Here is a 20,362-nt window from a genome sequence, read left to right as displayed (position 1 = left end):
ATGGTCGTTCCTGGACCGGTGAGCCGTCGCCTTCCTGAGCCGGTGAGGGGGATCAGCCGGCGTTCGGGCCGTACGCCGTCATGAAGCGGTCGCGGAACTTGTTCATCGCCCAGATGGGCGCGTCCTTCGCCGGCTTGAGCCCCTCGGTCCAGCCCCAGTCGGAGATCCGGTCCAGGACCTTCGGGTCATGGGCGACGATCGTGACCGGCACCTCGCGGCTGGTGCTGCCGGCGGTGACGGTGGGCACGGGCTGGTGGTCGCCGAGGAAGACCAGGACCGTGTTCTTGTCGCCGTACCGCTCCATGAACTCGGTCAGGCTGCGCAGCGAGTACTCGATGGCGCCCCGGTACTCGGTGCGCACGCTCTCCGCGTTCTTCCAGACCTCCTTGGGGTCCTTGCCCTCCTTCTTGATCTGCTCGAAGACCGAGCCGTCGCCGAGGTCGTTCCAGTCGATCATGTGGGCGACGGGCGCCCAGGGGTTGTGGCTGGAGGCGAGGATGATCTCCGCCATCAGCGGGCCCCGGTCCTTCTTGCCGAACTCCAGCCGCTGGAACGCCTCCAGGCTGAACTGATCGGGCACCGGGGTCCAGCTGAAGTACGGGCCGTGGTAGCCGAGGTGCTCGGAGTCGTAGATGTGGTCGAGGCCGAAGAACTTCCCCTCGGGCCAGGCCCGGCGCACTCCGGGCACGATGCCGACCGTGTTCCAGGCACCCGTCTTGCGGAAGTAGCGGGTGAGGGTCATGCGGTCGCTGGACGTCAGGTTCCGGTAGCGCTGCTGGTTCTTGATCCACAGGCCGGACAGGAACGTGGAGTGGGCGAGCCAGCTGCCGGCTCCCGTCACCGGCGACCTGAGCCAGCCGCTGCGCGACTCGAACCCGGCCGCCTTGAGGCCGGCGGTGCCCTCCTTGAGGACCTCGTCGATGCGCGGGGCCATCGCCGGGTCGTCGATCGCCGTACGGCCATAGCTCTCGATGAAGGTGAACAGCACATCCTTGCCGCGCAGTCCGGTGAGCAGCTGGTCGGGCGGTGTCTTCGCGAAGGCGTCGACGGCTGCCTGCCGCTGGAAGACACGGGCGTCCTGGAGACCCGCCTGCACCTGCTGGACGCGGTTGTCGATCAGCTCGGCGTCGATCTTGGCTGCGACCGGAGTGTCGCCGAACTGCAGGCCGACGGTGACGCAGGTGATCCATGCGGTGCCGAGGATCAGTGTGGTGCGGGCGGCCACCGGGCGGTGTCGGACCATCAGGTTCGACAGGCGCACCATCGCGAGCGTCGTGAGGACGAGGACGGCGACGACGAGGACGAGCACCGCGGCGATGGCGAACAGTTCGCCGGTGCGGCCGAAGGACTCCCTCATCCACTCCGCGGCGGCGTCGAGCAGGATCCAGTCGAGGACCAGGTCGAAGGGGCGCACCAATACCTCGTAGAAGCCCATGTCGATGCACTTCAGGATGGTGAGCAGGCCCAGCAGCACGCCCGCGGCCACCGCCGTGATCCGCCTCGGCCGCGGCGGCAGCGCGAGCAGCAGGCCGGCGAGGAGGATTCCTTCCGCGGGGATGCGCAGGAACGCGGAGACCGTGAGCCGGTCGAGCTGGTTCGGCAGCAGCAGCGCGCCGAGCACGAGGGCGGCGGCGAGCACCGTGGTCCCCATGTACACGCCGCGCGCGACCCGCGGGTACTTGCGGCGCCAGCCGAACCAGCCGGGGGATACGGGGTCGCTCTGCGGGGTTGTCGAGTCCTCCGGGCCTGCTGAGTCCTGCGAGGCGGGCTCGGCCTCCGGGGTGCCCCCGGTGTCCGGTGTGTCGCTCCCCTTGGCGTCCGTGCCCGTGTCCGCGTCCGGCTCCGATTCCGTATCGGCGTCCGGCAGTTGACGAGGAGGCGTGAGGTGCGACACCCGAAGGTCCTTCCGTGCGTGGCCCGGTGCTCGTGCGGTGGACCAGGCTCGGGATGCCGGGCCCGTCATCACCCGTACGGCCGACCGTCACCGTTTGTTCAACACCGGGTCGACCGCCCGCACAGAGTACGCTGCTCAGGCCCGCCGTACGCCGCCCTACCGGTCCGCGGCCACCGCCACCTCCCGCGCCCACCGGTAGTCCGCCTTGCCGCTCGGCGACCGCTGGATGGACTCGGTGATCACGAGCTGGCGCGGGATCTTGTAACCGGCCAGCTGCGCACGGCAGTGATTCTGGAGGTCGGTCAGGGACAGCCGGTCCGCGCCCTTGCGCAGTTGCACCACCGCCGCCACATGATTGCCCCACCTGGTGTCCGGCACCCCGGCCACGAGCGCGTCGTACACGTCCGGATGGGACTTGAGCGCCTGCTCGACCTCCTCCGGGTACACCTTCTCGCCGCCGGTGTTGATGCACTGGGAGCCACGGCCCAGCACGGTGACGACGCCCTCTGCGTCGACGGTCGCCATGTCGCCCAGCAGCACCCAGCGCCGGCCGTCCTTCTCGAAGAAGGTCTCCGCGGTTTTCCGGGGGTCGTTGTAGTAGCCGAGCGGTACGTGACCGCACTGGGCGACCCGGCCGACCTCGCCCACCGCGACCGGCTCGTACGTGGCCGGGTCCACCACCTGCGTACGGGAGTTGACGCGGATGCGGAAGCCGCGCTCGGGACCGGAGTCGTCCGTGGCCGTGCCGTTGAAGCCGGACTCGGAGGAGCCGAAGTTGTTCAGCAGCAGGGCGTTCGGGACCAGCTCCCGGAACTGCCTGCGCACCGTCTCCGACATGATCGCGCCCGACGAGGACACGCTGAACATGGAGGAGCAGTCGGTGCCCTTCATGGGCCCGCTCAGGGCGTCGATCAGCGGCCGCAGCATCGCGTCGCCCACCAGCGACATGCTGGTGACCTTCTCCCGCTCGACGGTCCGCAGCACCTCCTCCGGCACGAACTTGCGGTGGAGCACGATCCGTTGCCCGAAGTGGAAGCCGATGAACGCGGTGAGGGTGGAGGTGCCGTGCATCAGCGGGGGAGTGGGGAAGAAGGTGATCCCCGAACCGCCGGCCGCGACCCGCTCGGCCAGCTCCTCCGGCTTCTTCACCGGCTCACCGGTCGGCGCCCCGCCGCCCAGCCCCGCGAAGAACAGGTCCTCCTGGCGCCACATCACGCCCTTGGGCATCCCGGTCGTGCCGCCCGTGTAGATGATGAACTGGTCGTCCGCCGAGCGCGCGGGGAAGCCGCGCTCGGGCGACCCCGCCGCCTCGGCCTGTGTGAACGCCACGGCCGGCACCTCGCGAGCCCCCGGCGCCGGGCTCCCCACCCGCACCACGTGCCGCAGCTTCTCCGCCCGCGGCAGCGCCGCCGCCACCCGGTCGGTGAACTCGGCGTCGAAGACCAGGGCCGCCAGGTCCGCGTCGCGGTAGAGGTACACCAGCTCCTCTTCCACATAGCGGTAGTTGACGTTGACCGGGACGATCCGCGCCTTCAGGCAGGCGAGCACCGTCTGCAGGTACTCGATCCCGTTGTAGAGGTGGAGGCCGAGGTGCTCGCCGGGGCGTATCCCGCTGTCGATCAGATGGTGGCCGATGCGGTTGGCGGCGGTGTCCAGCTCCGCGTAGGTGAGCCGGCGCTCGGCGCCCGTGCCGGGGTGGTCGATGTACACGAGCGCCTCGCGGTCCGGGACCACGTCGACGACCGACTCGAACAGGTCGGCAAGGTTGTACTCCACCGCTCCTCCTGACCCTGTTGCAGCGCGCGGGCGTGCCTGGCATCCGACGGTTCGCCGGTCATCAGAGCAAAGGGCGCGGCAACTGGGAAGGGTCCGTGCCAAGAAATCTGACTGTCTGTCAGAAAACCCTTGAAGTGCCCACGCGCCTACTGCAACCTGTTCTCGTTCTTTCAGAGGGGAGACGGTCGATGGGTGGGACGGAACACCTCACCGTGCGGCGCGAGGGCGCCACACTGGTGCTCACGCTCAACAGGCCCGACGCCAAGAACGCGCTCTCGTTGCCCATGCTCGTCGGCCTGTACGACGGCTGGCTGGAGGCCGACGAGGACGACACGGTCCGCTCGATCGTGCTCACCGGCGCGGGGGGCGCCTTCTGCGCCGGGATGGACCTCAAGGCACTGGCCGGCCGGGGCATGGCGGGGGAGCACTACCGCGACCGGCTCAAGGCCGATCCCGACCTGCACTGGAAGGCGATGCTGCGCCACCATCGCCCGCGCAAACCCGTGATCGCCGCCGTCGAGGGGTACTGCGTCGCGGGCGGGACGGAGATCCTGCAGGGCACCGACATCCGGGTCGCGGGCGAGTCCGCGACCTTCGGCCTGTTCGAGGTCAGGCGCGGGCTCTTTCCGATCGGCGGCTCGACCGTCCGGCTGCAACGGCAGATCCCGCGCACCCACGCACTGGAGATGCTGCTCACCGGAAGGCCCTACAGCGCCCGCGAGGCGGCGGACATCGGGCTGATCGGCCATGTCGTCCCCGACGGCACCGCGCTCGACCGGGCCCTGGAGATCGCCGAACAGGTCAACGCCTGTGGCCCGCTGGCCGTCGAGGCCGTCAAGGCCTCGGTGTACGAGACCGCGGAGTTGACCGAGACCGAGGGGCTCGCCGCCGAACTGGGGCGTGGCTGGCCGGTCTTCGACACCGCGGACGCCAAGGAGGGCGCCCGTGCCTTCGCGGAGAAGCGATCCCCCGTCTACAAGCGTGCCTGACCCGCGAAGGAGAGAGCCTTCGATGCCCGAAGTCCTGAGCGCCCCCCTGGTCGTGGAGTTCCCCTTCACCCGTTCCCTCGGCCCGGTCCAGAGCGCCTTCCTCACCGGCCTGCGCGAGCGCGTCGTCCTCGGCGTGAGGACAGGCGACGGCCACGTCCTCGTGCCGCCCGTGGAGTACGACCCCATCACCGCGGAGGAGATACGCGACCTCGTCGAGGTCGCCCCGACGGGCACCGTCACCACCTGGGCCTGGAACCACGAACCGCGCCGCGGCCAGCCCCTCGGCACCCCCTTCGCCTGGGTCCTGGTCCGGCTCGACGGCGCCGACACCGCCCTCCTGCACGTCCTGGACGTGCCCGGCCCCGACTCCGTGCACACCGGCATGCGGGTGCGCGTGCGCTGGGCCGAGGAGCGCTCCGGCGCCATCACGGACATCGCCTGCTTCGAGCCGTACGAGGGTGATGCGGGACAGGTGACCGAGGCGTGCGAGAGCGCCGAAGCCGAGGCGCACAGCGGCGAGTTCGAGGACCCCGTCACCGGGATCGTCGCCCCCGCCCGCCTCGACTACACCTACTCGCCCGGCCGCGCACAGTCCGCCTACATCGCCGCCCTGTCCGGACGGCGGACCGTGGGCGAGCGCTGTCCGTCCTGCCGCAAGGTGTACGTCCCGCCCAGAGGTGCGTGCCCCACATGTGGTGTCGCCACAGCCGAACAGGTGGAAGTGGGTCCCCGCGGCACGGTCACCACCTTCTGCATCGTCAACATCAAGGCGCGGAACCTCGACATCGAGGTGCCCTACGTCTACGCGCACATCGCCCTCGACGGCGCCGGCCTCGCGCTGCACGGCCGTATCGGCGGCATTCCGTACGACCAGGTGCGGATGGGTCTGCGCGTCGAGCCGGTGTGGACGGACGGGGCCCGCCATCCCGACCACTACCGGCCCACCGGCGAACCCGACGCGGACTACGACGCCTACAAGGAGCTGCTGTGACGCAAGGAGCCGCCCTGACGCGGGACATCGCCGTCGTGGCCTTCGCGCAGACCGGGCACCGGCGCACCAGCGAGGAGCTCTCCGAGGTGGAGATGCTCATGCCGGTGCTGCACGAGGTCCTCGGCGAAACCGGCCTGAAGACCGCCGACATCGGCTTCACCTGCTCCGGCTCCAGCGACTATCTGGCCGGCCGGGCCTTCTCCTTCACCCTCGCCCTCGACGGTGTGGGGGCCTGGCCGCCCATCTCCGAGTCGCACGTGGAGATGGACGGCGCGTGGGCGCTGTACGAGGCGTGGACCAAGCTGCTCACCGGGGACGCGGACACCGCTCTCGTGTACGCGTACGGCAAGTCCTCGCCCGGCTCGGTCCGTGACGTGCTCTCCCGGCAGCTCGACCCGTACTACGTCGCCCCGCTGTGGCCGGACTCCGTGGCGCTGGCCGCGCTCCAGGCGCAGGCGCTCATCGACGCGGGGGACACCGACGAGCCCGCGCTCGCCGCCGTCGGGGCACGCGGCCGGGCGGCCGCCGCGGACAACCCCCATGCGCAGCTGCGTGGCCCGGTGCCCCGGGGCGACTACCTGGTACGGCCCCTGCGTACCGGCGACTGTCCGCCCATCGGTGACGGCGCCGCCGCCGTGATCCTCGCGGCCGGCGAGCGGGCCCGGGACCTGTGCGCGCGGCCCGCCTGGATCCGGGGCCTCGACCACCGCATCGAGGCGCACGCACTGGGCGTGCGCGACCTGACCGACTCACCCTCCACGCGTCTGGCCGCGGAGCGCGCGGGTGCCTTCGAACGGCCCGTCGACACCGCCGAGCTGCACGCGCCGTTCGCCTCCCAGGAGGTCGTCCTGCGCAAGGCGCTGCGGCTCGACGACGGCGTGTGCGTCAACCCGTCCGGCGGCGCCCTGGCCGCGAACCCGGTCATGGCCGCAGGTCTCGTCCGGATCGGCGAGGCGGCCGCCCGGATCCACCGTGGCGAGTCCGACCGGGCGCTCGCCCACGCCACGTCCGGCCCCTGTCTGCAGCAGAACCTGGTCGCCGTACTCGAAGGGGATCCACGATGAGCAAGGAGCCCGTGGCCGTCACAGGGATCGGCCAGACCAAGCACGTGGCGGCCCGCCGGGACGTGTCCATCGCCGGACTCGTCCGCGAGGCCGCCCGGCGGGCCCTGGACGACGCCGAGCTGACCTGGTCCGACATCGACGCCGTCGTCATCGGCAAGGCGCCCGACTTCTTCGAGGGCGTCATGATGCCGGAGCTGTACCTGGCCGACGCGCTCGGCGCGGTCGGCAAGCCCATGCTGCGGGTGCACACGGCCGGCTCGGTCGGCGGGTCCACCGCGCTGGTCGCCGCGGGCCTCGTCGCGGCACGCGTCCACGGTACGGTCCTCACCCTCGCCTTCGAAAAGCAATCCGAATCCAACGCCATGTGGGGCCTGTCCCTGCCGGTCCCCTTCCAGCAGCCGCTGCTCGCGGGCGCGGGCGGCTTCTTCGCGCCCCATGTGCGCGCGTACATGCGGCGCAGCGGCGCCCCCGACACGATCGGCTCGCTGGTCGCCTACAAGGACCGGCGCAACGCCCTGAAGAACCCCTACGCCCATCTCCACGAGCACGACATCACCCTGGAGAAGGTCCAGGCGTCCCCCATGTTGTGGGACCCCATCCGCTACTCGGAGACCTGCCCGTCCTCGGACGGCGCCTGCGCCATGGTCCTGACCGACCGGGCCGGGGCCGCCCGCGCGCCCCGGCCGCCCGCCTGGATGCTGGGCGGCGCGATGCGCAGCGAGCCCACGCTGTTCGCCGGGAAGGACTTCGTCTCGCCGCAGGCCGGCAAGGACTGCGCCGCCGACGTCTACCGGCAGGCCGGGATCGCCGACCCGCGCCGGGACATCGACGCCGTCGAGATGTACGTGCCCTTCTCCTGGTACGAGCCCATGTGGCTGGAGAACCTCGGCTTCGCCGAGGAGGGCGAGGGCTGGAAGCTCACCGAGTCCGGGGTGACGGAGCTCGACGGGGACCTGCCCGTCAACATGTCCGGCGGTGTGCTGTCCACCAACCCGATCGGCGCCTCGGGCATGATCCGCTTCGCCGAGGCGGCGCTCCAGGTCCGTGGACAGGCGGGAGAGCACCAGGTGGACGGGGTCCGCAGAGTGCTCGGGCACGCGTACGGCGGCGGCTCCCAGTTCTTCTCGATGTGGCTCGTGGGATCCGACGCGCCCGACACCTGAAAGGTCCTCCTCATGTGGCCTGTCGGCGGTCGGAGTCGATCGCTAGGCTGACCGCGGACGACGAATCGGGAGGAGCACGGACGTGGCCGAGAGCACCATCCAGCAGCAGCCGCTCGTGGGCTGGGACAAGCCGGAGCTGGACCTGAGCGGGGCCGAGTGGCAGTCCAGCAGCCGAGGCCTTGGGGATGTCCAGATCGCCTTCGTCGAGGGATTCATCGCGATGCGCAACAGCGGCCGGCCCCAGAGCCCTTCCCTGATCTTCACACCCGCGGAGTGGGGCGCTTTCGTGTCCGGGGCGAGGGAAGGGGAGTTCGACCTGACCTGAGCCCGGGGCGCCGCGAGCGGCGCCGACGAGCCGACCGGTGGGTGTTCCGTTCCCGTTTTCCGGACACGCGACCTGTAGTGCCCCTCCGGGGCGGCTGCCTCGGCGAGGCTGGCCCCGGACAGGGGAGGTCGCCTTCCGGAGGTGAGGAACGATGAACACTGCGCCGGTCGTCGCCGCGGTCGACGGTTCGGACGACAGCCTGCGTGCCCTGGACTGGGCCCTCGCGGCCGCCCGCAGACGCTCCGCCCCGCTGCGGGTGGCGCACGCGTGGCAGTACGCCGCCTGGGCCCAGCCCGACGTTCTGGTCGTGGGGCCGCCCGGACCGGACGACGACTCCGTCCTCGACCAGGCGCGCGACCATCTGGCGGGCCGCGGCGAGGGCCTCGACGTGGAGTACACCGCCCCGGTGGGGGCGCCCGCCGTCGTCCTGCCCGAACTCAGCGCCACCGCACAGCTGTTGGTGCTGGGCTCCCGGGGGCGCGGCGGCTTCGCCAGCCTGCTGCTCGGCTCCAACAGCCTTGCCGCCGCCCGGGACGCCGAGTGCCCCGTCGTCGTGGTGCCGCGGCCCGGCCGCGAGGTTCACGAGGGACTGCCGGCCGAGCCCGGCCCCCGGGTGGTCGTCGGCCTGCACGTGGACAGCCCCGACGAGGCCGCCCTGGCCTTCGCCTTCACCGAGGCCGCCCTGCTCGGCGCCCGCCTCCGGGTGATCGCCGCCTACCCGTGGCCGGTGACGAGCCTGGCGGCCCCCGGTGAACTGCTCCCGCCCGCCGTCGACCGGAGCGCCGTCGAGCACGAGACACGGATCCTGGCCGAGGGCTTCCTCGCCCCGCACCGCAAGGCGCGCCCGGACGTCCGCTGCGACGTCCACGCGCTGCCCGGCGACGCGGCCGGCCACCTCGTGGCCGCCTCCGGGGACGCCGTGCTGGTCGTCGTCGGGCGCCACCGCCGACGCCTCCTCGCGCCGGCCCGCATGATGGGCTCCGTCACCCAGGCGGTCCTGCTGCACGCGGCGAGCCCGATCGCGGTGGTACCTCCCGCACCCCCCGAGGAGTGAGCCGCGACCGCTCCGTACGGGGGGACCGGAAGCCCGCGCGGACCTGTTTCGAGCAGTACCCGCCGATCATGCTCACGCGGTCCCGGCGAGGCGTACGCTGGGGTGCCTGACAGCCACGCTGCGTGCCCGCTCTCCGCGCGGGTGCGACTGTGGCGGGGGGTAGTGATGGAACAACGGATCGTTCGGAACAGGCGAACGCTCCTCGAACGGGAAAGCGAACTCGCCGCGATCGACGAGGCGTTGGGCGAGCTCACCGGTCTGCGCGCGGACGGCGCCGAACAGCCCGCGCCGCCGCGCGGCGCGTTGCTGGCCTTCGCGGGCCGCGCCGGAATCGGCAAGACCACCCTCCTCGCCGAGGTCCGCCGCCGCGCCACCGCACAGGGCTGCACGGTGCTGTCCGCCCGCGGCGGCGACCAGGAACAGCGCGTCGCCTTCCACGTGGCCCGCCAGCTCCTGCAACCGCAGCTCGCGGGCGTGCCGGAGGCCGAACTGCGCTCGTCACTGGGCAGTTGGTACGACATCGTCGGCCCCGCCCTCGGCCTGTGCGCCCCCACCGAGGGCGCCCCGCCCGATCCGCAGGGCCTGGGCGACGGCCTCGACTGGGTGCTCACCCACCTCGCCGTGCGCCGCGCCCCGATGGTCCTGGTCCTCGACGACGCGCACTGGGCCGACCCCGAATCCCTGCGCTGGCTGGCCGCGTTCGCACCCCGGGCCGAGGAACTCCCGATGCTGGTCGTCGTCGCCTACCGGCCCGACGAACTGCCCGACCACGCCGAGTCGTTCCGCCGACTGCCCGGACGCGCGGGCGGACGCCCGCTCGGCCTGGAGCCGCTCAGCGTGGCCGCCGTGACCCGACTGGTGCGGGAGACCCTCGGCGCGCACGCCGACGACGCGTTCTGCCGCGAGTGCTGGGCCGTCACCGCGGGCAACCCGTTCGAGACCGTCGAGCTGACCGCCAAGGTGAGCGACCGCGGCCTCACCCCGACCGAGGCCGGGGCACCCCTGCTGCGCGACCTCGCCGCCGCCGTCAAGGGCAGCGGTCTGATCACCCGGCTCGAACGCCTCGGCACCTCCACCGTCCGCTTCGCCTGGGCCTGCGCCGTCCTGGGCACCGAGATCCATCCGGCGCTCGCCGCCGCCGTCGCCGGACTCGGCCCCGAGGAGGCCGCCGACGCCGCGGACGCGCTGCGCGGCGCCCGCATCCTCACCGGCGACGTGACCGCCGAGGGCACCCTGGAGTTCGTCCACCCGCTGATCGCCACCGCCGTCTACCGGGCCATCCCGACCGGCGTCCGGGTCGCCCTGCACGGACAGGCCGCCTGGTGCGTGATCAACGACGGACAGGGGCCGTCCGCCGCCGGCCGTCACCTCCTGGAGACCCACCCCGACGGCGACACCTGGGTCGTGCAGCAACTGCGCGCCGCCGCCGGCGAGACCCTCAGGGCCGGCGCCCCCGACGCCGCCCGCGGCTACCTCGCCCGAGCGCTGCGCGAACCCCCGCTCCCGGCCGACCGGGCCGCCGTCCTGTACGAGCTGGGCTCCGCCTCCCTGCTCACCGAACCGGCGACCACCGTCAACCATCTGCGCGCCGCCCTCGACGAGCCCATCGCCGACCCCGAGCTGCGGCACAACATCGTCTACCGCCTCTCCCAGGTCCTCGCCCACAGCGACCACCTCGCCGAGGCCTCCGACACCCTCGCCCGGGAGATACGGCTGACCGGCGACGCCCGGGTCAGGCTGCGCATGGCGGCCGAGCAGTTCATGTGGGACGCCTTCCGCGCCGACGAGCCCGACCATCCGGCCCGCTCCCGCCGCCTCGCCCGGCTCGCCGACCGGCTCAAGGGCCGCGACCTCACCGAGCGCTACGTCATCGGACTGCGCACCTGGGACGCGATCCTGCGCGGCGAACCCGCCCCCGTCGCCATCCGCCACGCCGAACGCGCCCTCTCGGGCGGCCTGCGCTGGGCCGAGCCCGACCGCGGATTCGAGGTCCCGGTCCTGGTGGCCCTGGCCTTCATGTACGCCGACCGGCCCGGCCGCACGGAGGAGCTCTTCGCCGCCGGGATCGCCGACTACGAACACCAGGGCTGGCGCGGCGCCCACCTCTCCTTCGCCTACACCCTGCTGGCCTACGTCCGCTATCGCCGCGGGCGGCTCGCCGAGGCCGAGGACTTCGTCCGCGCGGGCCTCAGGCTCGCCGAACGCGTCGGGCCCGGCACCCCCGCCCACTGGTACGCCATGGGCATCCTGATCGAGGTCCTGCTGGCCCGGGGCCGGGTCGCGGAGGCCGCCCAGACCGCCGACGCCTTCTGCTTCGGGGAACCCTTCCCGGCCGCCGTCGTCTTCCCCGACGCCCAGACCGTGCACGGCGAACTGCTCCTGGCCCGCGGCCTGCCCAAGGAAGCGGCCGCCGCGCTCACGGCCGCCGGACGCCGCCTCGACCCCCGGGGCATCCGCAATCCGGCCTGGTGCCCCTGGCAGGTGCACCTCGCCCGCGCACAGAGCCACGACGACCCCGAACGGGCCCTGGACACCGCGCTGGAGGCGGTCGGCCGCGCCCGCCAGTTCGGCGCCCCGTCCGCCATCGGACAGGCCCTGCGGACGGCCGCGGAGGTGTCCTCGGGCTCCGCCCGGGTCAAGTACCTGGAGGAGGCCGTCACCCATCTGGACCGCTCCCCGGCCGCCTACGAGCTCGCCTGCGCACTGGTCGCCCTGGGCACCGAATTGCGCCGCAACGGCCGCACCAGGGAAGCCGCCGACCATCTCTACCGAGGCCTCGACACGGCGGCCCAGTGCGGCGCCGACGGCCTCGCCGAGACGGCCCGCGACGAGCTCGCCGCCGCCGGACTGCGCCCCCGCCGTCTGCACAGCGCCGAGACCGACACCCTCACCACACACGAGCGCACGGCCGCCACGCTCACCGTCGCCGGCCGCACCGAGCCGGAGATCGCAGCGGAACTCCACACGGACGAGCAGACCGTCATATGCCTGCTGTCGGCGGTCTACCGGAAGCTGGGCACCGACCCCTCGGGGCTGGCGCCGGCCCTGGGGCGGGGGAGGGGATCCGGCACCCGTTGAGACGGCTCCCGCACATCACCGATCGCGTCCATGCACGTACCATGGCCGCATGTCGTTCCTCCGCCGCCGCAGCGCCACTCCCGCCGGGCCCGACTTCGACGTTCTGGCCATGGATCCGGGCGACTGGCCCGGCAATCTGGGCGCGGGTCTGCTGCCCGCCCCCGACGGCAGCTGCCAGGGCGTCTTCCTGCGCTACGACCTGTTCGGCGGCCGCGGACCCGCCATGATCATCGGCAATCTGCCCGAGGGCTCCCCGGCGCGCGAGGTGGCCGAGGGCGAGATCCCCTTCGAGGTGGCCCAGCTGCTGCTGGCGCTGGAGAACGACGAGGAGGTGACCGTCACCGATGCGGAGGACATGCCGGTGCTGCAGGGCGACAACCTCCTGATCGTGCGGCGCCTGAAGCTCTCCGAGGGCCGGATCTCCTGTGTCCAGTTCGACCGCAGCGACGGCGTCCTGGTCACCATCGCCGCCTGGGACCGCCCCATTACCGACGACCTGTACGCCCTGCTGAAGCCGCTCCCGGCAGAGCTTTTCCAGCAGGGCTGACGGCGGGCGGCTAGGGGGCCGAGGAGGCCTCGACGCGGACGTCCGCCGCACGGACGAACGCCACCCGGTGGCCGTACTGGATCTCGTAGTACAGGTCCTTGCCGACCACGACCTTGTGCGAGTCGGTGGTGAAGGTGACCGCGTAGTAGTACTCGCCCGGCACCTCGTCACCGACCACGTACTTCTGGTTCGCCGGCACGGTGTACGGCAGCGGTGCGACCGTCTGGGCGGGCACTCCCGTCGGATAGGCCTCCTTCTCCGGGTACGCACGGCCGTACACGGGGATACTCGTCAGTCCGTACTTCGGCGTGATCACCAGGCCGGAGGCGTTCACCGCCGTCGGCGCCTTCTGCGGGTTCCTGAACCACGCCTTCTGGCCCAGGTACCAGATGGCCGTCCAGTCGCCCCAGCGGTCGGCGACCGCGTACTGCTGGCCGGTGGAGACCCGCGAGGACAGATCGTTCACCCCGGTGGTCGGGGTCCTGCCCAGCCCGATGTCCTTGATCAGGGCCGAGTTCTCGTCGTGGTCGGAGTACAGCCGCACCTCACTGGAGCCGTGGGCCGCGCAGGGCTCGCCCTTGGTGGTGCAGTCCGTGTACTCCGGCCGGTTCGACGCGTAGTCCGGCCGGATCGTCACCAGGCCGCCCTTCTTGCCCGCGGTGCGCTTGAAGGGGCGGCCCAGCAGGTCGAAGTAGTGCCGCCAGTCCCAGTACGGGCCCGGGTCGGTGTGCATGCCGGGGATCGTCGACGTGGTCGGGCCCGGCACGTTGTCGTGGCCGAGGATGTGCTGCCGGTCCATGGGGATGCCGTACTTCTTGGCGAGGTACCTCACCAGCCGGGCCGACGACCGGTACATCGCCTCCGTGTACCAGGCGTCCGGCGCCGCCAGGAAGCCCTCGTGCTCGATGCCGACCGACTTCGCGTTGATGTACCAGTTGCCCGCGTGCCAGGCCACGTCCTTGGCCTTGACGTGCTGGGCGATCAGACCGTCCGTGGAGCGGATGGTGTAGTTCCACGACACATAGGTGGGGTCCTGCACCAGGTTCAGGACGCCGTCCCAGGTGCCCTCGGTGTCATGGACGACGATGTACTTGATGCTCTGCGACGCCGGCCGGTCACCGAGATCGTGGTTGCCGTAGTCGTTGTCGCCGAACTCCGCGTACGGCGCCGGGATCCACTCGCAGGACACCGACGCCGGGCACTCCGTCCCGTCGGCGGACACCGTGCGCAGACCCGTGCGCCGCAGCTGCGCGGTGTTCGCCCGCAGCCGCGGCTGCGCGGCCAGTGCGACCTGCTGCCCCTCGTCCGTGGTGCGCGCCTCGCCGGTGCGCAGCACGTCGTACACGTCGTTCGCGTACGCCGCGGCGGTCGCCGTGTCGTCCGCGCCGGAGAACCGGGCCACCGCGCCGTACCAGTCGGCCGGGTCGGAGCTGAGCGGCTCGCCCAGGGCCTTCTGGGCGGCGGCGAGCAGGGCGGCACCGCCGGACACATTGGCCGTGGGGTCGGTGCGCAGCTCCGCGGCCGGCAGTCCGGTCAGCCCGGCCGCTCTCGGCAGGGTCCTGAGGCGGGCCGGGAGCGCGGAGCTGTCCGGCACCGCGGTGTGCGGGTGCAGGGCCGCGCGCGCGTCGTCGCCGCGGGCGTCCTCGGTGCCGTCGGCGAAGTGCTCGGCCGTGGTCAGCGCGGTGCGCGCGTCGGTGAGGTGCATCGGGCCGTAGCCGCCGGTCACACTCGGCGCCCCGGCGTGGGTGTCCCAGCGGGACTGGAGATAGGAGACGGCCAGCAGAACGCTCTGCGGCACGTGGTACTCGGCGGCCGCGCCGGTGAAGGCACGCTGCAGCACACCGGTGGAGGACTCGGCATCGGAGCCCGGGGCGGGGGCCGCACCGAGCAGGGGGAGCAGCAGGGCCGCGGAGGCCACTGCGCCGGCCGTCCTCCGGGCGCGTCTGCTGCCGGGAGTCGAGGTGGGGTCGGTGGCGGATCCTCGCAATGCGGCCTCCTGTGACGGGCGGGCGTGGCGGGGCGTGCGGCGCCGAGCTGGGTCAGTGGTACCGGCTTGCCGACGATCCGTCAATGATGCCCGGAGGAGGGAGACTTCCCATGTCAAGAAGGTGTTCGGCGAGTTTCGTGGCGGCGGCTCGCGGGCCTGCGGGGCGTCAGTGGCGTACACCAATGGCCGCCCACCGACCGGCCCGCGCACATACGAAGATCCGCGGTGCGCCCGGCCTGGGCGCACCGCGGACCGACATCCCCGTCAGCGAGTGCCGACCGCCGCGCGTACCGCCCTGCGGGCCAGCTGGCAGTCGTCGTGCAGCCGCCTCAGCAGCAGCCGCTGTTCCTCGCCGGTCGACACCGCGGCCGGATGGGCCGCGCCCGGCGCCGCCGGGGCCGGGTCGTGCATCGAGCGCTGCACGGCCGTCTCGTAGGTACGGATCTCCCGGGTGAGGACGAGCATCAGGTTCACCAGGAAGGCGTCACGCGCGGCGGGACCCGCCGACTGGGCGATCTGGCTGATCTGCCGCCGTGCCACCGGCGCGTCGCCGAGGACCGACCACAGCGTGGCCAGGTCGTAGCCCGGCAGGTACCAGCCCGCGTGCTCCCAGTCCACCAGCACCGGACCGGCCGGTGAGAGCAGGATGTTCGAGAGCAGCGCGTCGCCGTGGCAGAACTGGCCCATCCCCTGCCGGCCCGCCGCATGCGCGATGCCGTGCAGCAGCTTCTGCAGGTCGCCCATGTCCCGGTCGGTGAGCAGCCCCAGGTCGTGGTAGCGGGAGATGCGGGCCGCGTAGTCCAGCGGGGCGTCGAAGGTGCCCGCCGGCGGCCGCCAGGCGTTCAGCCGGCAGATCGCGCCGAGCGCCGCCCGGATGTCCGCGCGCGGCGGGGCCTCGGCCGGGTGCCGCTGGAACGCCGCCACCCGGCCGGGCATGCGTTCCACCACCAGAGTGCAGTTGTCCGGGTCCGCCGCGATCAGCCTCGGCGCCCGGACCGGCGGCCGGTGCCGGACGAACGAGCGGTAAGCGGCTATTTCGTGCCGGTACCGCTCGGCCCACGCGGGGGAGTGGTCGAGCAGACACTTGGCGACGGCCGTGCTGCGCCCCGTCGTCCCGACGAGGAGCACGGACCGTCCGCTGCGGCGCAGCACCTGCACCGGAGCGAACTCCGGACAGATGCGGTGCACCGAGGCGATCGCGGTGCGCAGCTGGGCGCCCTGGGGGCCGGACAAGTCGAGTCTCCCGCTGAGCGGTTGGGTACCGGCCCCCGCGGCACGCCGGGGCCGGCCCACGACCGGCACGGGCGCCCCCGGACGCGCGGGGTCGAGGTAGGGGCCGCTGCCCGCCGGACGGGTGCGCAGCGACCGGGGCGGGGCGGACACGGAGGACGATGCTGCGTACATGGGCGATACCCATCCCTTCGTGTGCCTGCATGCCTGCCTGGTGAGTCCTCGCGCCCACCCGGCCCGGCCGCCCGGGCGCATCCTGGGGAATGTGCCCGTTGTGACGAGTGGCGACCGGGTCGGGGTGGCGCGTTCCTACCTTACACCCGATGCCCAGTGGCACACCATCTGGCGCACCCTGGCGAACCGTGGCGAATAGTCGCCCGGCAACTCTCACCGGGCTACTGTCAACTCAGCCGAGAACCTGGGGGCTTGACGTGAGCGGACAACCCAACACCCGGCTCGCGGATCTGTTCGGCCTGGCCGGCTGGTCCAAGGGCGAACTCGCGAGGCTGGTCAACAAGCAGGCGGCGGCCATGGGCCACCCCCAGCTGGCGACCGACACCTCCCGGGTGCGGCGGTGGATTGACATGGGAGAGATCCCGCGCGATCCGGTGCCGCGGGTGCTGGCGGCTCTGTTCACCGAGCGTCTCGGTCGTGTCGTGACCATCGAGGACCTCGGTCTGGTGCGGCACGGGCGTACGGGGAAACGGCCGGGCGGCGGGATTGCGGAACATCCCGACGGCGTGCCGTGGGCGCCCGAACGTACCGCCGCGGTCCTCACCGAATTCACGGGAATGGACCTCATGCTCAACCGACGCGGCTTGGTGGGCGCGGGTGCCGCGCTCGCCGCAGGATCCGCACTCAGCAGCGCCATGTACGACTGGCTGCACAACGACCCGACACTCAAGGCCGACGCCCCTGCCCTCGACGACCCCCTGCACGCCGAACCAGCCGGGTTCGACCGCTACGAGGCCGCCCCCATCGGCTCGCAGGAGATCGAGGAACTGGAGCGCTCGGTCGAGGTGTTCCGGGCCTGGGACGCGGCCCGCGGCGGCGGGCTGCAGCGCAAGGCTGTGGTGGGTCAGCTCAATGAGGTGGGCGGCATGCTCGCCTACCGTCACCCCGACCATCTCCAGCGGCGCCTGTGGGGCGTCGCGGCCAACCTCGCCGTCCTCGCGGGCTGGATGTCCCACGACGTCGGCCTGGAACCCACGGCCCAGAAGTACTTCGTCATCGCCGCCCATGCGGCCCGTGAGGGCGGTGACCGGCCCCGCGCCGGGGAGGCGCTCTCCAGAGCGGCTCGCCAGATGGTGCATCTGGGCCGGCCGGACGAAGCACTCGACCTGATGAAGCTCGCCCAGTCCGGCTCGGGCCACGAGGTGCTGCCGCGCACCCGGGCGATGTTCCACACCATCGAGGCCTGGGCACAGGCGTCGACGGGCAAGGGCCAGGCGATGCGCCGCACCCTCGGCCGGGCGGAGGACCTCTTCGTCTCCGACCGGGGCGACGTGCCGCCGCCGAGCTGGATGCAGATGTTCAACGAAGCGGATCTGTACGGCATGCAGGCCCTCGCCTACCGCACACTGGCCGAGCACGACCCGAGCGCGGCCGCGCACGCCCAGCACTACGCGGAGAAGGCCCTGACGCTCAGGGCCGGCAGCCGGCAGGAGCGGTCCCAGATCTTCGACTTCCTGTCCATGGCCTCCGCCTGCTTCATCGCGGACGACCCCGAACAGGCGGGCCACTACGCGCGGCTGGCCCTGGTGTCGATGGGATCGAACTCCTCCCACCGCACCTGGGACCGGCTGCGCCAGATGTACCGGCTGACCGCCGAGTACTCCAACTACCCGAAGATCCAGCAACTGCGGGAGGAGATCAGGCTCGCCCTGCCCAAGCCCAAGAGCAGGGGCGGCAACAGCGCACAGGCATAGGGGGCCCGCGCGCTCGCCCCGTCCTGAACCAGCCGTCCGTCTCGGCTGTCCTTATTCACTCACCTTGGCGACGAGCACGCAGGCCTCGTCCTCGCGCCCGCTCTCGCCGAACTCCTCGACCACCGCCCGTACGCAGTCCTGAGCGGTGCCCGCCGTCCCGAACCGCGGGGCCAGGCCGAGGAGACGGTCCAGGGAGTCCGCTCCTCCCCCACTCTCGGCTTCGCTCGAGCGGGGGGACCCCCACCGCCCGGGCACCAGTCCGTCGGTGTGCAGCAGAAGCAGGTCGCCCGGTTCCAGAGTCACTTCGGCTTGCCCATAACCGGCTCCCGAGGTGGCGCCGAGCAGCACGCCGTCCGGCGCGCTGAGCACGCACCCCGTCCCGTCGCGGAACAGCAGCGGGGCGGGGTGTCCTGCTTGCGCCCATACCAGGGTGCGGGTCGCGGGCCGGTAGCGGCAGCAGACGGCGCTGCCCAGGGCCGGCTGCACGGTGGCGTCCAGTAACTGGTTGAGCCAGACCATCAGCTGACCGGGCTGGGTGCCCGCCATCGCCATGCCGCGCAGGGCGCCCAGCAGCATCGCCATGCCCGAGGTGACGGTCACGCCGTGCCCCGTCAGATCGCCGACGCTGAGCAGTGTGTCGCCGTCGGACAGATCGATCGCGTCGTACCAGTTGCCGCCGATCAGCTTGCCCGTCTCGGACGGCAGACAGCGGGCCGCGAGGTCGAGGGTCTGCGGCCCCCGTCGCGGGAGCCGCAGGGAGCCGCGCCACGGCGGCAGCACGGCTTCCTGCAGCTCGACCGCAAGCCTGTGCTCGGTCTGGGCCTGGTGCCGGTGGCGCTGCAACGAGTCACGGGTCTCGCGCACCGTCCGCTGGCTGCGGCGCAGTTCACTGACGTCACGCAGCACGGCCCACATCGAGGCGGTGCTGCCGTCGGCGGCGAGCACGGGCTCGCCCATCATGTGCACGGTCCGCAGAAGTCCGTCGGGCCGTACCACGCGGAACTCCCCGTCGATCGGCTTGGCGTCGACCAGACAGTCCGTCACCATCGCGGTCAGCTGCGCCCGGTCGTCGTCGAGCACCAGGGACGGCAGTTCGTCGAGGGTGAGCGCGGGTGTGTCCGGGACGAGGCCGAGGATCTGGTAGAGCTCCCCGGACCAACTGGCCTCGTCCGTCAGCAGGTTCCACTCGGCGCTGCCGACGCGGCTCAGCAAGGAACCGCGGTCCGCTTCACCGGACGCCACGGGCACGGCGGCTGACGGTAACGCCTCGGCCGTGGCCGGCGCCACCGGCAGCGGTCCGTCCCGCAGCTGCGCCAAGTGCTGGTCCAGATCGTCGAGTTGGTGCAGCGCGAGGTCGTACAGCGCGCGCTGCCATCGCTCCTCGGGGTCCGGACCGTCGCTCTGCGCGTCCCGCCGTACGGCGTCCACATCGCCCTTGAGCCGCCGCGTCTGCGTGATCAGCGCCTCGACCGAGCCGCGCCCGGGTGGCTGGGCGGCTGGTCGGTCCGCGGAGAGATGGGACGGCATGACGCACTCCGATGCGGGGACGGGACGGCCAAGGGGGACGGAGGGACCGGTTACGACTGTTGCACAGCCCGCGACGCCCTGTAAGGGATTTGGCAACACACGATCCGGTGGTGCTTCTGGCATATGTCAGAGTCTTCAATGCGTGGTCGGCCGGTGCGAATGGCGTACTTGGCGTGGTGGACAAGTCGTAGACGGCATACGCGCGTTGACCGATCGGGAGCAGCCCGGATGTAGCGTTCAGGCGTCTGTTCGACGTGCCCGTGTTCTATGCCGCCTGCCATCTCGGCGGGCCATGGCGCGGTCCGCACCAACTATGTCCGAATTTCGCGCCATGCGAACGGCCGCTGCGGACTCGTAAAGGCATGGACACCACGTTCGAGCAGCCCGCCCGTGCCCGGCTCGTCACTCCCGAGGACCGCGAGGTCCCCGTGCCCGCCATGCTGCGGTACACCTCCGAGGATCCGCTGGCCCTGTTCTTCGACTTCCCGCCCGAGTCCACCCTCGACGGCGCCTGCGTCACCTGGACCTTCGCGCGCTCCCTCCTCGACGAGGGGGTGCACGCCCCGGCCGGACGCGGCGACGTGCACATCTGGCCGTGCGGGCGCACGCGTACGGTCCTTGAGTTCCACTCGCCGTACGGCATCGCCATGCTCCAGTTCGACACCGCGGTGCTGCGCCGCTTCCTGCTGCACACCTATGCCCTGGTGCCGGCCGGGCAGGAGGACGTCGGGGCGGTGGTCGAGCGCGGGCTGAGCGCCCTGTTCGGCGGCGTCTGACACCACCCCGCCACCCCGGCGGGGACTTTGACT

15 protein-coding genes are annotated in these 20,362 nt (G+C 72.1%); 10 read left to right on the top strand and 5 right to left on the bottom strand.

The window, feature by feature from the left end; translation table 11 throughout:
• Positions 1-52 precede the first annotated feature (52 nt).
• Positions 53-1,894, bottom strand: coding sequence for an alkaline phosphatase family protein (locus ACZ4EG_RS11655; RefSeq protein ID WP_467790505.1), 1,842 nt, complete (start codon positions 1,892-1,894; stop codon positions 53-55).
• A 156-nt stretch (positions 1,895-2,050) separates the two neighbouring features.
• Entirely contained in the window at positions 2,051-3,670 is a 1,620-nt protein-coding gene (locus ACZ4EG_RS11650) for an acyl-CoA synthetase (RefSeq protein WP_467790504.1), read from the bottom strand.
• A gap of 188 nt (positions 3,671-3,858) precedes the next feature.
• Between ACZ4EG_RS11650 and ACZ4EG_RS11645 the strand changes: the two genes are divergently transcribed.
• From ACZ4EG_RS11645 to ACZ4EG_RS11610, 8 genes are all read left to right on the top strand, one after another.
• Complete coding sequence (locus tag ACZ4EG_RS11645; RefSeq protein WP_453550400.1) at positions 3,859-4,659, top strand: crotonase/enoyl-CoA hydratase family protein; 801 nt, start codon at positions 3,859-3,861, stop codon at positions 4,657-4,659.
• A 22-nt stretch (positions 4,660-4,681) separates the two neighbouring features.
• Positions 4,682-5,650, top strand: coding sequence for a Zn-ribbon domain-containing OB-fold protein (locus tag ACZ4EG_RS11640; protein ID WP_467790503.1), 969 nt, complete (start codon positions 4,682-4,684; stop codon positions 5,648-5,650).
• A gap of 14 nt (positions 5,651-5,664) precedes the next feature.
• Positions 5,665-6,714, top strand: coding sequence for a thiolase domain-containing protein (locus ACZ4EG_RS11635; RefSeq protein ID WP_467790809.1), 1,050 nt, complete (start codon positions 5,665-5,667; stop codon positions 6,712-6,714).
• Positions 6,711-7,877 (top strand): thiolase domain-containing protein, encoded by a 1,167-nt coding sequence (locus ACZ4EG_RS11630; protein ID WP_453550395.1) that lies wholly within the window; start codon positions 6,711-6,713, stop codon positions 7,875-7,877. The genes ACZ4EG_RS11635 and ACZ4EG_RS11630 overlap by 4 nt, the downstream gene beginning before the upstream one ends.
• A gap of 82 nt (positions 7,878-7,959) precedes the next feature.
• On the top strand, positions 7,960-8,202 hold the full coding sequence (locus tag ACZ4EG_RS11625; RefSeq protein ID WP_363299132.1) for a DUF397 domain-containing protein: 243 nt from the start codon (positions 7,960-7,962) through the stop codon (positions 8,200-8,202).
• Between the two features lie 151 nt (positions 8,203-8,353).
• Positions 8,354-9,256, top strand: a complete 903-nt coding sequence (locus tag ACZ4EG_RS11620) for a universal stress protein (RefSeq protein ID WP_467790502.1) — start codon at positions 8,354-8,356, stop codon at positions 9,254-9,256.
• Between the two features lie 165 nt (positions 9,257-9,421).
• Complete coding sequence (locus ACZ4EG_RS11615; protein ID WP_467790501.1) at positions 9,422-12,334, top strand: ATP-binding protein; 2,913 nt, start codon at positions 9,422-9,424, stop codon at positions 12,332-12,334.
• A gap of 49 nt (positions 12,335-12,383) precedes the next feature.
• Complete coding sequence (locus tag ACZ4EG_RS11610) at positions 12,384-12,881, top strand: hypothetical protein (protein ID WP_363299135.1); 498 nt, start codon at positions 12,384-12,386, stop codon at positions 12,879-12,881.
• Between the two features lie 10 nt (positions 12,882-12,891).
• On the opposite strand, the gene ACZ4EG_RS11605 is transcribed toward ACZ4EG_RS11610, so the two are convergent.
• Complete coding sequence (locus ACZ4EG_RS11605) at positions 12,892-14,868, bottom strand: N-acetylmuramoyl-L-alanine amidase (RefSeq protein ID WP_467790500.1); 1,977 nt, start codon at positions 14,866-14,868, stop codon at positions 12,892-12,894.
• Between the two features lie 264 nt (positions 14,869-15,132).
• Positions 15,133-16,272 carry an aminoglycoside phosphotransferase family protein gene (locus ACZ4EG_RS11600; protein WP_467790499.1) on the bottom strand — a complete coding sequence of 380 codons (1,140 nt, stop codon included), beginning with the start codon at positions 16,270-16,272 and terminating at the stop codon, positions 15,133-15,135.
• A 257-nt stretch (positions 16,273-16,529) separates the two neighbouring features.
• Here ACZ4EG_RS11600 and ACZ4EG_RS11595 point away from each other — a divergent pair, with 257 nt between their 5' ends.
• Positions 16,530-18,026, top strand: a complete 1,497-nt coding sequence (locus tag ACZ4EG_RS11595; protein WP_467790498.1) for a DNA-binding protein NsdB — start codon at positions 16,530-16,532, stop codon at positions 18,024-18,026.
• A 51-nt stretch (positions 18,027-18,077) separates the two neighbouring features.
• Here ACZ4EG_RS11595 and ACZ4EG_RS11590 read toward each other — a convergent pair whose 3' ends face one another.
• Positions 18,078-19,553: a PP2C family protein-serine/threonine phosphatase gene (locus ACZ4EG_RS11590; protein WP_467790497.1), complete on the bottom strand. Its 1,476-nt coding sequence runs from the start codon at positions 19,551-19,553 to the stop codon at positions 18,078-18,080.
• A gap of 362 nt (positions 19,554-19,915) precedes the next feature.
• Between ACZ4EG_RS11590 and ACZ4EG_RS11585 the strand changes: the two genes are divergently transcribed.
• Complete coding sequence (locus ACZ4EG_RS11585; protein WP_467790496.1) at positions 19,916-20,329, top strand: SsgA family sporulation/cell division regulator; 414 nt, start codon at positions 19,916-19,918, stop codon at positions 20,327-20,329.
• Positions 20,330-20,362 lie beyond the last annotated feature (33 nt).

This window comes from Streptomyces sp. NPDC025638 (assembly GCF_055558775.1).
The sequence above is the reverse complement of the archived record's forward strand: the minus strand, read 5'-3'. Positions and strand labels throughout refer to the sequence as shown.

What these genes read in the sequence shown, in the direction of transcription:
- ACZ4EG_RS11600 (WP_467790499.1), bottom strand. Translation starts at nt 16,272, where the DNA reads ATGTACGCAGCATCGTCCTCCGTGTCCGCCCCGCCCCGGTCGCTGCGC.
- ACZ4EG_RS11590 (WP_467790497.1), bottom strand. Translation starts at nt 19,553, where the DNA reads ATGCCGTCCCATCTCTCCGCGGACCGACCAGCCGCCCAGCCACCCGGG.
- ACZ4EG_RS11630 (WP_453550395.1), top strand. Translation starts at nt 6,711, where the DNA reads ATGAGCAAGGAGCCCGTGGCCGTCACAGGGATCGGCCAGACCAAGCAC.
- ACZ4EG_RS11610 (WP_363299135.1), top strand. Translation starts at nt 12,384, where the DNA reads ATGTCGTTCCTCCGCCGCCGCAGCGCCACTCCCGCCGGGCCCGACTTC.
- ACZ4EG_RS11615 (WP_467790501.1), top strand. Translation starts at nt 9,422, where the DNA reads ATGGAACAACGGATCGTTCGGAACAGGCGAACGCTCCTCGAACGGGAA.
- ACZ4EG_RS11620 (WP_467790502.1), top strand. Translation starts at nt 8,354, where the DNA reads ATGAACACTGCGCCGGTCGTCGCCGCGGTCGACGGTTCGGACGACAGC.
- ACZ4EG_RS11585 (WP_467790496.1), top strand. Translation starts at nt 19,916, where the DNA reads ATGGACACCACGTTCGAGCAGCCCGCCCGTGCCCGGCTCGTCACTCCC.
- ACZ4EG_RS11645 (WP_453550400.1), top strand. Translation starts at nt 3,859, where the DNA reads ATGGGTGGGACGGAACACCTCACCGTGCGGCGCGAGGGCGCCACACTG.
- ACZ4EG_RS11640 (WP_467790503.1), top strand. Translation starts at nt 4,682, where the DNA reads ATGCCCGAAGTCCTGAGCGCCCCCCTGGTCGTGGAGTTCCCCTTCACC.